Annotated in this window: 6 protein-coding genes, 13 tRNA genes and 3 rRNA genes; 2 read left to right on the top strand and 20 right to left on the bottom strand. The window is 44.8% G+C overall.

Annotated features, from left to right (window positions below):
* Positions 1 to 120: 120 nt before the first annotated feature.
* From DOZ58_RS06415 to DOZ58_RS06505, 19 genes are all read right to left on the bottom strand, one after another.
* Positions 121 to 196 (bottom strand) — tRNA-Lys (locus DOZ58_RS06415).
* A 261-nt stretch (positions 197 to 457) separates the two neighbouring features.
* Positions 458 to 542: transfer RNA gene (locus DOZ58_RS06420), tRNA-Tyr, on the bottom strand.
* 29 nt (positions 543 to 571) lie between these two features.
* Positions 572 to 647, bottom strand: a tRNA-Thr gene (locus DOZ58_RS06425).
* Between the two features lie 120 nt (positions 648 to 767).
* A tRNA-Asp gene (locus DOZ58_RS06430) sits at positions 768 to 844 on the bottom strand.
* A gap of 15 nt (positions 845 to 859) precedes the next feature.
* A tRNA-Glu gene (locus tag DOZ58_RS06435) sits at positions 860 to 934 on the bottom strand.
* A gap of 52 nt (positions 935 to 986) precedes the next feature.
* Positions 987 to 1,061, bottom strand: a tRNA-Asn gene (locus tag DOZ58_RS06440).
* Positions 1,062 to 1,070: 9 nt separating this feature from the next.
* Positions 1,071 to 1,187 (bottom strand): 5S ribosomal RNA (gene rrf, locus DOZ58_RS06445).
* Between the two features lie 212 nt (positions 1,188 to 1,399).
* A 23S ribosomal RNA gene (locus tag DOZ58_RS06450) occupies positions 1,400 to 4,260 on the bottom strand.
* A 372-nt stretch (positions 4,261 to 4,632) separates the two neighbouring features.
* Positions 4,633 to 4,709: transfer RNA gene (locus tag DOZ58_RS06455), tRNA-Ile, on the bottom strand.
* 19 nt (positions 4,710 to 4,728) lie between these two features.
* Positions 4,729 to 4,804, bottom strand: a tRNA-Ala gene (locus tag DOZ58_RS06460).
* Positions 4,805 to 4,905: 101 nt separating this feature from the next.
* Positions 4,906 to 6,424 (bottom strand): 16S ribosomal RNA (locus tag DOZ58_RS06465).
* Together the 16S, 23S and 5S rRNA genes with 13 tRNA genes alongside form the textbook arrangement of a ribosomal RNA operon.
* Before the next feature lie 318 nt (positions 6,425 to 6,742).
* A tRNA-Cys gene (locus tag DOZ58_RS06470) sits at positions 6,743 to 6,816 on the bottom strand.
* A gap of 9 nt (positions 6,817 to 6,825) precedes the next feature.
* Positions 6,826 to 6,900: transfer RNA gene (locus DOZ58_RS06475), tRNA-Gly, on the bottom strand.
* A gap of 6 nt (positions 6,901 to 6,906) precedes the next feature.
* Positions 6,907 to 6,982: transfer RNA gene (locus tag DOZ58_RS06480), tRNA-Phe, on the bottom strand.
* 153 nt (positions 6,983 to 7,135) lie between these two features.
* Positions 7,136 to 7,212, bottom strand: a tRNA-Asp gene (locus DOZ58_RS06485).
* Positions 7,213 to 7,226: 14 nt separating this feature from the next.
* A tRNA-Val gene (locus DOZ58_RS06490) sits at positions 7,227 to 7,302 on the bottom strand.
* A gap of 73 nt (positions 7,303 to 7,375) precedes the next feature.
* Complete coding sequence (locus DOZ58_RS06495) at positions 7,376 to 8,119, bottom strand: class I SAM-dependent methyltransferase (RefSeq protein WP_111887565.1); 744 nt, start codon at positions 8,117 to 8,119, stop codon at positions 7,376 to 7,378.
* A 15-nt stretch (positions 8,120 to 8,134) separates the two neighbouring features.
* Positions 8,135 to 9,292 carry a M20 family metallopeptidase gene (locus tag DOZ58_RS06500; protein ID WP_111887566.1) on the bottom strand — a complete coding sequence of 386 codons (1,158 nt, stop codon included), beginning with the start codon at positions 9,290 to 9,292 and terminating at the stop codon, positions 8,135 to 8,137.
* An 82-nt stretch (positions 9,293 to 9,374) separates the two neighbouring features.
* Positions 9,375 to 10,454 carry an FAD:protein FMN transferase gene (locus DOZ58_RS06505; RefSeq protein WP_111887567.1) on the bottom strand — a complete coding sequence of 360 codons (1,080 nt, stop codon included), beginning with the start codon at positions 10,452 to 10,454 and terminating at the stop codon, positions 9,375 to 9,377.
* A gap of 141 nt (positions 10,455 to 10,595) precedes the next feature.
* Here DOZ58_RS06505 and DOZ58_RS06510 point away from each other — a divergent pair, with 141 nt between their 5' ends.
* Entirely contained in the window at positions 10,596 to 10,940 is a 345-nt protein-coding gene (locus DOZ58_RS06510; protein ID WP_111887568.1) for a NusG domain II-containing protein, read from the top strand.
* Positions 10,940 to 11,467 (top strand): Gx transporter family protein, encoded by a 528-nt coding sequence (locus tag DOZ58_RS06515; protein ID WP_111887569.1) that lies wholly within the window; start codon positions 10,940 to 10,942, stop codon positions 11,465 to 11,467. Before DOZ58_RS06510 ends, DOZ58_RS06515 begins: the two co-directional genes overlap by 1 nt.
* 97 nt (positions 11,468 to 11,564) lie before the next feature.
* Here DOZ58_RS06515 and DOZ58_RS06520 read toward each other — a convergent pair whose 3' ends face one another.
* Positions 11,565 to 13,316 carry an ATP-binding protein gene (locus DOZ58_RS06520; RefSeq protein ID WP_111887570.1) on the bottom strand — a complete coding sequence of 584 codons (1,752 nt, stop codon included), beginning with the start codon at positions 13,314 to 13,316 and terminating at the stop codon, positions 11,565 to 11,567.
* Positions 13,317 to 13,319 lie beyond the last annotated feature (3 nt).

Consider the following 13,319-nt stretch of genomic DNA (forward strand, 5'->3'; position numbering starts at 1 on the left):
TTAGACTAAATTAGCGCCTGTAACTAAAAAAATGCCGCCACGATCGGTCAAGATCTTGGGCGGCATTTTTTTGATTCAAACAAAATAAAAACCGCATCATCTGCGGCTAAATTTAGAAATTGGTGACCCATGGGCGACTTGAACGCCCGACACCCTGATTAAAAGTCAGATGCTCTACCAACTGAGCTAATGGGTCATGCTATAATTTACTTTTTGTCTGTCTCCAAACGATTATGAATACTCCCGTTTGCCTAACTAAGTGATTCACACCAAATCAAAGATTTGGGTTCTCTACTTGGCAACTGAGCTAATGGGTATTTAGAGGAGCGTATTTTATTCGAAAACTCTTCTCATCCTAATTGGATGAGTTTTCAATTAAAATGCGTTAGCTTTATCACTGTTGTCTCGCTATGCTCGCCTGCCGACCAATTTCAGGTATGAAATTGGGATAAAGCGTTGGTGGGAGAAGATGGATTCGAACCATCGTAGACGTTGTCAACGGATTTACAGTCCGCCCCCTTTAGCCACTCGGGCATTCTCCCAGATGTTTAAATAATTCTTGACATAAAAATGGAGCTGATGAACGGACTCGAACCGTTAACCTGCTGATTACAAATCAGCTGCTCTGCCAATTGAGCCACATCAGCTTAATGATAAAATATTGACACATATAAATTACGTTGCTTTAAGTCACAGCCAATCAACTCAGCGATTCATTCAAAARTGTTYRCTCACTACGTTCATRCATWTTTGGTTCTCTKTTTARATGGCGACCTGGAAGAGACTCGAACTCTCGACCTCCAGCGTGACAGGCTGGCATTCTAACCAACTGAACTACCAGGCCGCGTGAATATGAAATTGGTGACCCCTAGGAGACTCGAACTCCTGTTACCGCCGTGAAAGGGCGGTGTCTTAACCGCTTGACCAAGGGGCCGTAATAAATGCGGATATGAATCATTATGGTTCACACCCGCTTGATGTCTTAATGGCTCCCCAGGCTGGATTTGAACCAGCAACCTATCGGTTAACAGCCGAGTGCTCCACCGTTGAGCTACTGAGGATTATTTAAAATCCCGCAAYGTCCTATCCTCCCAGGCAGTTGCCCACCAAGTACTTTCGGCGCTGGAAGACTTTACTTCTGTGTTCGGTATGGGAACAGGTGTGGCCCTTCCGCCATCGTCGCGAGACTTATTTAGCTTTGTTTTGCTAAAAACAAATAGGTTTGAAGGAGCGTTAGCGGTCAGACCGGATAAATGGCCCATCTTTTTTTCTAAAAACAATCCTTAAAAATCAAACTGTTTTTAGAGAAAAAGATAATCCTCATCCCTACTTGCTATTTTATTAAGTTGTTTTTCGGTGATCGTAACGATCACTGGAAACAGCACAGTGTATAAAATCTTGGATCAAGACCTCGGTCGATTAGTACTGGTCAGCTCCATATGTTGCCATACTTCCACATCCAGCCTATCTACCTGATCGTCTATCAGGGACCTTAACCTTTCGGTGAGATATCTTATCTTGAAGGGGGCTTCGTGCTTAGATGCCTTCAGCACTTATCCTTTCCAAACTTAGCTACCCAGCTATGCTCCTGGCGGAACAACTGGTGCACCAGTGGTTTGTCCGTTCCGGTCCTCTCGTACTAGGAACAGCTCTTCTCAAATATCTAACGCCCACGACGGATAGGGACCGAACTGTCTCACGACGTTCTGAACCCAGCTCGCGTGCCTCTTTAATGGGCGAACAGCCCAACCCTTGGGACCTGCTTCAGCCCCAGGATGAGACGAGCCGACATCGAGGTGCCAAACCTCCCCGTCGATGTGGACTCTTGGGGGAGATAAGCCTGTTATCCCCGAGGTAGCTTTTATCCGTTGAGCGATGGCCCTTCCACTCGGAACCACCGGATCACTAAGCCCGACTTTCGTCTCTGCTCGAGATGTCTCTCTCGCAGTCAATCACCTTTTTGCCTTTGCACTCTAAGAGATGGTTTCCAACCATCCTGAAGGTAACTTTGGGCGCCTCCGATACTTTTTAGGAGGCGACCGCCCCAGTCAAACTGCCCGTCTGACACTGTCCGATGACCGGATTACGGCCACTCGTTAGAATTCCAATCGTACAAGGGTGGTATCCCAAGGGCAACTCCTTCGAAACTAGCGTCCCAAATTCTTTGTCTCCCACCTATCCTGTACGTGCACGATCAAAACTCAATGCCAGATTGCAGTAAAGCTCTACGGGGTCTTTCCGTCCTGTCGCGGGTAACTCGCATCTTCACGAGTACTACAATTTCACCGGGTGTGTTGTCGAGACAGCGCTCAAATCGTTACGCCTTTCGTGCGGGTCAGAACTTACCTGACAAGGAATTTCGCTACCTTAGGACCGTTATAGTTACGGCCGCCGTTTACTGGGGCTTAAATTTGCACCTTCGCTTGCGCTAAGCACTCCTCTTAACCTTCCAGCACCGGGCAGGCGTCAGCCCCTATACATCATCTTTCGATTTAGCAGAGACCTATGTTTTTGCTAAACAGTCGCTTGAGCCTCTTCTCTGCGGCCCCCATAAGGGGGCACTCCTTCTCCCGAAGTTACGGAGTCATTTTGCCGAGTTCCTTAACAACACTTCTCCCGCTCATCTTAGGATTCTCTCCTCGCCTACCTGTGTCGGTTTACGGTACGGGCACCTTCTCTCTCAATAGAAGCTTTTCTTGACAGCGTGAAATCAGCGACTTCCCTACTTATTTTTCGTTCCCCGTCACGCCTTGGCCTTATGAGTAAGGGGATTTGCCTCCCTACTCAGCCTTGACGCTTGGCCCAGCTTTTCCAACCGCTGGGTTCGCTTATCCTTCTGTGTCACTCCATCTCTCAAACAATTAAAGGTGGTACAGGAATTTCAACCTGTTGTCCATCGCCTACGCTGCTCGCCTCGGCTTAGGCCCCGACTTACCCTGAGCGGACGAACCTTCCTCAGGAAACCTTGGGCTTTCGATGGTGAAGATTCTCACTTCACTTTCGCTACTCATGCCAACATTCTCTCTTGTCTTGTGTCCACCAAACCTTACAGTTTCGCTTCGCCCTCAAGACATTGCTCCCCTACCACTATGGTAGTACCATAATCCATCGCTTCGGTGCCAGATTTTAGCCCCGTTCATCTTCGGCGCACAACCACTCGACCAGTGAGCTATTACGCACTCTTTAAATGTGTGGCTGCTTCTAAGCCAACATCCTGGTTGTTTGTGCAGTTGCACATCCTTTCCCACTTAATCTGGACTTGGGGACCTTAGCGGATGGTCTGGGCTGTTTCCCTTTTGACTATGAGACTTATCTCACACAGTCTGACTGCCGTATATAAGTGBATGGCATTCGGAGTTTGATAAGGTTCAGTAAKCTTTACGMCCCCTAGCCTATTCAGTGCTCTACCTCCATCACTCTCTCTACAACGCTAGCCCTAAAGCTATTTCGGGGAGAACCAGCTATCTCCGTGTTCGATTGGAATTTCACCCCTATCCACAACTCATCCAAGCCTTTTTCAACAGACACTGGTTCGGACCTCCACTTGGTTTTACCCAAGCTTCATCCTGGTCATGGATAGATCACACGGTTTCGGGTCTACAGCATGCAACTAGTCGCCCTATTCAGACTCGGTTTCCCTACGGCTCCGTACCTGAAGTACTTAACCTTGCTACATACCGTAACTCGTTGGCCCGTTCTACAAAAAGCACGCAGTCACGTTAGCTCCTGCTGCTTGTAAGCACAGGGTTTCAGTTTCTATTTCACTCCCCTTCCGGGGTTCTTTTCACCTTTCCCTCACGGTACTTTCCGCTATCGGTCAATCAGTAGTATTTAGCCTTGGGGGGTGGGCCCCCCATCTTCCCACAGGGTTACACGTGTCCCGTGGTACTCGTCGATTACCCGTCCATACTATTTTCGTCTACGGGGATCTCACCCTCTGCGTCCGACCTTCCCATGTCGTTCAACTAATAATACAGCCTTGATGTAATCAGGGCTCTTCCTCGTTCGCTCGCCGCTACTAAAGGAATCGATGTTTCTTTCTTTTCCTCTGGGTACTAAGATGTTTCAGTTCCCCAGGTTCCCTCCATAACGCTATGTATTCACGTCACAGTGACTGGTCTTCTACCAGCCGGGTTTCCCCATTCGGATATCTACGCTTTATCGGTTATGTGCACCTACACGTAGCTTTTCGCAGCTTGTCGCGTCCTTCTTCGGCTCTGATTGCCAAGGCATTCACCCTGTGCTCTTTTCTTCTTGATCCTRACGTTTTTACCCAAATTTGTTAAAATTTGGTAAGTCACTAAGCGTTAGCGTGTGACTGATGTAAAAACTAACGCATTTTTCGGCAAAATTCTTCCTTAACTGAATAAGGAATATTGGCGAAAAATACGATCCTAAAATTACGTTTTCGTGTTAAGAAATTGTATTTCAAAATTTTATTTATACACTATGCTGTTTTCAATGATCGACGTATTTGTCCAAATTTGATGAAATTTGGCAAGTCACTAAGCATTAGCGTGTGACTGGTACAAATACTAACGCATTTTTCGACAAAATTCTTCCTTAAATAAATAAGGAATTCTGATGAAAAATACGATCCTTTTGTTTTATGAACTTGCGTTCAGTTTGTTATGGTGGGCTTGGGAGGACTTGAACCTCCGACCTCACGCTTATCAGGCGTGCGCTCTAACCACCTGAGCTACAAGCCCATGCGTTTGTTTTAAAAATTGGTGGAGATGAGGAGACTTGAACTCCTGACCCCCTGCTTGCAAGGCAGGTGCTCTCCCAACTGAGCTACACCCCCCCAACATTAAAACGTATTAAGTTTATGCTGATTGCTTSTGTCTTGTATAACCAAATGGTCATACAAAAGAAAATAGTACCATGACTTCCTGTATTCCCTAGAAAGGAGGTGATCCAGCCGCACCTTCCGATACGGCTACCTTGTTACGACTTCACCCCAATTACTGACCCCACCTTCGGCAGCTGGTTCCTTACGGTTACCTCACTGACTTCGGGTGTTGCCAACTCTCGTGGTGTGACGGGCGGTGTGTACAAGACCCGGGAACGCATTCACCGCAGCATTCTGATCTGCGATTACTAGCAACTCCAACTTCATGCAGGCGAGTTGCAGCCTGCAATCCGAACTGAGATCTGTTTTAAGGGATTAGCTTCACCTCGCGGTTTCGCAGCCCTCTGTTCAGACCATTGTAGCACGTGTGTAGCCCAGGTCATAAGGGGCATGATGATTTGACGTCGTCCCCACCTTCCTCCGTGTTATCCACGGCAGTCTGCTTAGAGTGCCCAACTAAATGATGGCAACTAACCACAGGGGTTGCGCTCGTTGCGGGACTTAACCCAACATCTCACGACACGAGCTGACGACAACCATGCACCACCTGTCTCTCTGTYCCCGAAGGRAAAGYCYRATCTCTYRGRTKGTCAGAGGATGTCAAGACCTGGTAAGGTTCTTCGCGTTGCTTCGAATTAAACCACATGCTCCGCTGCTTGTGCGGGTCCCCGTCAATTCCTTTGAGTTTCAACCTTGCGGTCGTACTCCCCAGGCGGAGTGCTTATTGCGTTAGCTGCGGCACTGAGTCTCCCCAACACCTAGCACTCATCGTTTACGGCGTGGACTACCAGGGTATCTAATCCTGTTTGCTCCCCACGCTTTCGCACCTCAGCGTCAGTATTTGTCCAGCAAGCCGCCTTCGCCACCGGTGTTCCTCCTAATATCTACGCATTTCACCGCTACACTAGGAATTCCACTTGCCTCTCCAATACTCAAGTCTTTCAGTTTCAAATGCATGTCACCGGTTGAGCCGGTACCTTTCACATCTGACTTAAAAAACCGCCTGCGTGCCCTTTACGCCCAGTAAATCCGGACAACGCTTGTCCCCTACGTATTACCGCGGCTGCTGGCACGTAGTTAGCCGGGACTTTCTTCTTGGGTACCGTCTTTTTTTCTTCCCCAATAACAGAGCTTTACGATCCGAAAACCTTCTTCACTCACGCGGTATTGCTGCGTCAGGGTTTCCCCCATTGCGCAATATTCCCCACTGCTGCCTCCCGTAGGAGTCTGGACCGTGTCTCAGTTCCAGTGTGACCGTTCGCCCTCTCAGACCGGTTACCCATCGTCGCCTTGGTGAGCTGTTATCTCACCAACTAGCTAATGGGACGCGGGTCCATCCTATGGCACCGGAGCGTTTAATACATCTGCCATGCGACAAATATATCTTATAAGGCATTACTCCCAGTTTCCCGAGGCTATTCCTTTCCATAGGGTAGGTTACCCACGCGTTACTCACCCGTTCGCCACTTTCTAAAAGATCCGTGCAAGCACTTCTCTTTTGTCTCGTTCGACTTGCATGTGTTAAGCATACCGCCAGCGTTCGTCCTGAGCCAGGATCAAACTCTCAATAAAAGTTTGTATTTAAAGCCGTTAGGCTTTAAATGCTGTCTCATGAATAACTGTGTTTTATACTCTACCGAGTGCACTTTATCCTCTGCCGAGTTAATGTTTTAAAGAGTACATCTCTCTGTTTCTATTTTAGCCGCCTTCATCCTTGCGGATGTTTTGGCTGTTTTACAGGTTTTATGGTACTATTCTCTTTTCTATGACCGCTGCATCTCAGGTGATTTTTAATCATTCCCCACCGAAGAAGCTTTTGTATTATATCGTCGTTTTCCTGTGTTGTCAAGCTGTTTTACAAAGTTTTTTTTGATTTTGCTTTTTTTATTTTGGAGGCGCCACCCAGACTTGAACTGGGGGTGAGGGTGTTGCAGACCCATGCCTTACCACTTGGCTATGGCGCCCTATTAAGTTGGAGCGGAAGACGAGATTTGAACTCGCGACCCTCGCCTTGGCAAGGCGATGCTCTACCACTGAGCCACTTCCGCTGATGGTGGTGCCCAAAGGCGGAATTGAACCACCGACACGAGGATTTTCAGTCCTCTGCTCTACCGACTGAGCTATTTGGGCATGTAAAGAATTAATAAAACAACCATGTTAAACGTTTAAAGTCCGTTACATGACTTTACTACGCCGTGGTTAATTACCCAATAATTGGATGACCATTAACCTTGGGGTAGCTATGAATTGCTATTCATTTTTGGTTCTCTGCTTAAAAATTTATGGCGACCTGGAAGAGACTCGAACTCTCGACCTCCAGCGTGACAGGCTGGCATTCTAACCAACTGAACTACCAGGCCGCTTGTAAAAAAAATGGTGGTCGCAACAGGGCTCGAACCTGTGACCCCCTGCTTGTAAGGCAGGTGCTCTCCCAGCTGAGCTATGCGACCATCAGTTGAGATACAAGTGTTATTATACGGCTGTAAAAACTAATTGTCAACTATTTTATTATATTTTTAGCTTTTATTTTTTTTCGGCAATAACCTGAATTCGTTCACCTTCATTACTGCCTTGCAGGAAGGTTCCGAAATCATAATACTTCATATTTTTAAAACCAATCGTTGTCAAACACCGATGGATATCTTCAATGGTATAGAAATATTGAATCTGGGTCTCCTCATGACGATTATAAGTGTCATTCTTGTTCTTCTCAAAAAATGTTAGATTGAAGTGCATCGCATTTTCGGCAAAATGCGGTTCATTTTCCCAAACACAAAAGATATCATCTAAATCATAGATATAGGTATTATCCATAATGGTCTTTTTATATTTAGTGACGGTGTTAACATCAAACAACAAAAGTCCTTCACTTTCCAAACATTCATAACTACTCAGGAAAAAGCGCTGCAGGGCTTCTAGATCAGGCAGATAGTTGACACTGTCACAACAGGAAATCACGGCATCAAAAGTTTGATTAATTTGAAAATTACTCATATCGCCTAAATAAAACTGAATATTTTTGAGTCCCATCCGATCCGCTTTTTCATCTGCCACCGTTAGCATCGCTTCGGATAAATCCACCGCCGTCATTTTTAACCCCATTTGGGCCAGATTGCAGGTAATATTCCCCGTTCCGCATCCAAACTCCAAAACAGTTTTAATTTCACGCTTGCTATTAAAAAATAAACGCTGTACATAGTCAGACCATTTAGAATAATCTATTTCTTTCATCAATTCATCATAAACCTGTGCAAATTCTTCGTACATATTAACTCTCCTGTTTTAATAATTTTTTGAATAGTTTATCAATTTAAGTGATGCTTCCATTCCCTTTAACAAAACCGTCTCATCAAAATTGAAATCTGAAGTATGCAGGTTTTTATTATAACCTTTTTTTTCATTACCGGTTCCCAACCCGATGTACAATCCCGGAACTGCGCTCTGAAAATAAGAAAAATCCTCCGACAACATAACTTTTCGAAAAGGAACCCTGTTTTCCCTCGGGACCAGTTCTTTATAAATCTCATATAATCGTTCATTATTAATAACTGGCGGATACATTTCGATGAATTCCAGCTCAATATTACAGCCATGGGTTAATTCAACCCCTTTTACGACTTCCTCAATCCGACGATGTAGTTTCTCGTGACTTTTATTGCTAAATGAACGGATGGTTCCCCCAAGCTTGACCTCATCGGCCACAACGTTCACGCGCGTTCCACCATTTAGCAACCCAATTGAGATAACCACACTCTCCATCGGATTGGTATTTCGACTGACAATACTCTGGAGACAGGTGATCAATGAAGCACTTGCGACGATCGCGTCCATTGACCGCTGCGGCTGCGCAGCATGTCCGCTGATGCCACGAACCGTTATAAAGAATTCACTGTTCTGCGCCATCATCGGCCCCGCCTTTGTTGCCAGCATACCTTCTTCAATAAAAGGAAACAGATGATAACCAAAGATCGCTTTAACCGGATATTTTTCAAAGATTCCGGCCTCGATCATCGGTTTCGCTCCGCCTGGCCCTTCTTCACCCGGCTGAAAAATTAACAGCACACTTCTTTTTCGTTGATCGGGAAAATCGGCCAGATATTTTGCCAATAGCAAATTCATCGTCATATGTCCGTCATGCCCGCAGGCATGCATCCATCCAGGATGACAGGAAACATAGTCGTGATCGGCTTCTTCCCGAATGCAAAGGGCATCCATATCAGCTCGAAAGGCAATGGCATCATCGTCACATTGTCCTTTTATATAGAGAATCAGACCGGTCTCACACACTTTTTCCGGCTGATAGCCCAGGTCCACTAGATAATTGATAAGATAAGCCTGGGTTTTTGCTAAATCAAACCCCTCTTCCGGTATTTGATGGAGTTCACGCCGCAGTCGGATCGCTTCTTCATCGTAATTTTTTACTCGCTCACTATCTTGCATTTTATTCCTTCTTTTTCATTCTTTTTTTAATCCCATCCAAACTCTAATCTATCATACCTGATAAGTTAGAAACACACAATAATTAACGTCTTTCCAGGGTGTAGGTATCGCCATAGTTTTCTTCATCAAATACAAACGCATCGTTTAAGCCACTGGTGACAACGATCTTATTTTCATTGGTAATAAAAATAGCTTCCACATCGGGCAGTGCTTCAACCTTTTTCAAACCTTCATCAAGCCCCAATAAAAACAGGGTCGTCGACAAACTGTCGGCATCCACTGATGCTTTCGCCACCACGGTTACCTGAATAAGCCCTGAATCCGCCGGATAGCCGGTAAACGGATCTAAAATATGATGATATTTTTTTCCGGCTGCGTCTACAAAATAGCGTTGATAATCCCCCGAAGTCACCACCGAGCCATCTTTTAGGGATAAGACCCCGAGGTATCCATTGCCCGGATTTCGGGGATCTTCAACCCCAACCCCAAAATCGGAATTATCGGCTTTTCCACCCATCACCAGCACATTTCCGCCAAGAAATACGATGGCATGCTCGACCCCTTCTTTTTTGAGAACGGCCATCACCTCATCGGCGATATACCCTTTGGCGATGGCTCCCAGGTTCACTGCCATCCCCGCATCGGTTAAATAAACCGACTGATCGGCGGGATTCAAAATAATTTTAGTATAATCCGTTTTTGCCTTCGCCGCATTGATCGCTTCCAGCGCTGGGGCTTCCTTCGTTTCCGGGTAGTGAATCCCCCAGAGATCTACTAACGGACCGATCGTCACATCGAAATAACCACCGGAACTTTTTGAATATTCAATACTTTTTTCAATGATCCGGTAGGTGTCATCGGAAACCACAACTGGTTGAATGCCGGCATTTTCCTTTATCAAGCCCAGATCACTGCCCGTTTCAAAAGCTGTTAAAGTCGTGTTTAAGGCTTCAATCCGTTCAAAAGGTTGAGCCAATAAGCTTTCATCGGATTCGCCATATAAAGTGATGCTGACAAAAGTATCCAATAGGAAGTCACTTCGAGTTACCGTTTTACCTTGTTCACAGCCGGTTAAATACTGCATTAAAAAAAAGGTTGCTATTGCCACGCTGGCAAATAGGATACCTCGTTTCAATGTTTTTTTTATGCTCATTTGATTCATTCGTTGCTCCAATATCTTAATAAATAATGATATTATACCAAAGTCTCTGAAAAAAAGCATAAAAAAATGCTAAAGTCTTTACCAGCGGCTATTTTTCAGATAAAATAAGAGCGTTCTTAATTAATATTAAAAGAGGTCTCCATGAAAAAAAACGAATTTGTTATTATCATCGGCTTACTTGCTGTCAGTTTAATTGGCATAGCCGCTTTTTATTTTTTCGCCGCAACCGATAAACCACTTTCGGTTCGGGTCTCTCGCCAGGGCGAAGTGGTTGCTGTTTTTCCGCTCTCTGAAGATCATACCGAAACCTTTACCGATGCAAGCGGTTCAAATACCCTTGAAATTTCCGGGGGAACTGCCAAAATAATTGAGGCTGACTGTCCCGATCATATTTGTGTTAAGACCCATCCCATCTCCAACCCCGGCGAGACCATCGTGTGTCTGCCCCACAAACTGGTGGTGGAAGTCATCACTGGTGAATCCTGATGCATTCTAAGGCGTACCGATTGGTTATTCTGAGTCTTTATGTGGCGATGGCCTTAATTCTCAGTTATGTTGAAAGTTTGATCCCATTGCCGTTACCCATTCCCGGGGCAAAAATCGGCCTGCCTAATATTATTACCCTTGTTTCCTTGTTGACTTTGGGTTGGCCGTTGACTCTACTGGTCGTAATTGCCCGGATTCTTTTATCCGGCTTTCTGTTTGGTGGTGGCTTTTCGATTGTCTACAGTCTCGGCGGTGGCTTGTTGAGCCTGCTGGTGATGAGTCTACTGCTGTACTATTTTAAAGATAGAGGATCAATTATCCTAATTAGTGTTTTTGGGGCCATCTCACATAATCTGGGTCAGGTCATTGTTGCTGCCATTGTTGTCCAAACTACCAGCCTGCTCCTCTATTTTCTGTTCCTGATGTTGCTGGCCATCCCCACTGGACTTTTTATCGGCATCACCGCCCGTGAACTGATGCGCCTACTTAGTAAAACCACCATCTTCTCAAAACTGAACCGACCTTAAAAAAAATAGCCGGTCAAACCTGACCGGCTATTTTTTTAAGCAATAAAGCAGTACCGACAATTGTTACATCATACGCTGCGGTAATTTGTAACCTTCGCTATTCTTTATTTTTTGGCAGTTGAATCATAAACTCTGTTCCTTTTCCAACCTGGCTGTTGACGGTTATTTTTCCACAATTATTCTGAACCGTGTGCTTGACAATGGCCAGACCTAAACCGGTGCCGCCTTTTTCCTTGGAACGACTCTTATCAACCCGATAAAACCGCTCGAAAATACGATTGACATCCTTTTCCGGAATCCCATAGCCATGATCTCGAACCCGGATGATGATGTTATGATCTTCTTCAGATAAGTCAACTTCCACCTGATTTCCAGGTTCTGAGTATTTAATGGCATTATCAATGAGATTGATCATCATCTGTCTGAATTCATCCGCGACAAACTCGAGTTTAATCGATTCTTTACTGGTTAATACAAGCGTTGTATTTTTTGCTTCGGCACTGAGTTTTAAAATATCAAAAATCTGCATTATTTCCGTATCCAACTGTATCGTTTCATATCTTTTATCAAAGCCCCCCTTGTTTTCCAACTGCGACAAGGCCAGGATATCACTAACCAATCGGCTGAGGCGATCGCTCTCCTCGTAGATAATGGCATAAAATCGCTCCAGGGTCTTGGGCTCGGTAATGTGATTCTCCTGAATGGTTTCAATAAAACCTTTAATGGTGGTAATCGGCGTTTTTAATTCGTGGGAAACATTGGCAACAAAATCCCGACGCATTTTTTCCAGATTTTTCAGCAGTGTAATGTCCTCAAAAATAATAATATGGCCGTTAATATTATTATTCTCTTCAATCTGATTAATATAGATCCGTAAAACCTGATCGGAATGAATCCGCGATTCAAACGTGGTTTTCTCACAGGCGTCATTTTCAAGATAATTCATCAGTTCCAGGATAAAGGTTTCCCGATAGACTTCCAGAATATTTTTTCCAATCACCACTTCCTTCATCGGAATCCGCAAGACCATGCGAGCCGCTTCATTTAAATGAACGATGTGATTTTTTTTATCAATGGCAATGACGCCATGGTTCATGTTGGACAAAATAGCAGTGAGTTCGGCATTCTTCTGGTTCATTTCGGTAAACGAATTATTCAATTGGACGGACATCTGATTAAGGGATTCCACCAGTTCGCCGATTTGGTCTTCCCTGATCATGGTCAGTTGTTGGCCATATTTTCCTGAGGCAATTGCTCTGGCAAATGCAGATGCATCTTCTAAGGGTTTTAGCTCCCGATTGATAAAATAATTAATCAACAAGGTGGTGGCCAGAATTGTCGTTAATATCACAAAAATAATATTATTGATCATTTCAAACATGGCATCATCCATGGCATTCACCGGCATGGAAATCCGTAGCACTGCCCCAACTGACTGCGTCTCACCAAAATATGGGGTCGCCACATAAATCATTTCATCTTTAAAGGTATTCGAAAAACGAACCTCCGTTGTTTCAACACCTTTTAGGGCACCAATAATTTCAGGACGATTTTTATGATTCTCTAGATCACCAACCCCTTGCAAAGACTCATAAGTGACCTCTCCCTGGGGATTGATAATCGTCATTCGCACATTGGTGCTTTGGGAAAAATCATCAAAACTCTTTTTATTTCCAGTTTCCAAAAAGTCCGGCAGCATATAATTCATAATATAGTTACTACTCTTCTTTATATTGTTCTCTGTATCGGCATAGTAACTCTGCCGATAGCTGATGGTGGTAAATAATCCACAGATCGTAATACTAACAACAATAATAATTGTCAGCGAAATGGACAGCCGTTTCTTCATAGC

Origin of the sequence: Acetobacterium sp. KB-1 (genome assembly GCF_003260995.1) — a bacterium.
GTDB classification, from domain to species: domain Bacteria; phylum Bacillota; class Clostridia; order Eubacteriales; family Eubacteriaceae; genus Acetobacterium; species Acetobacterium carbinolicum.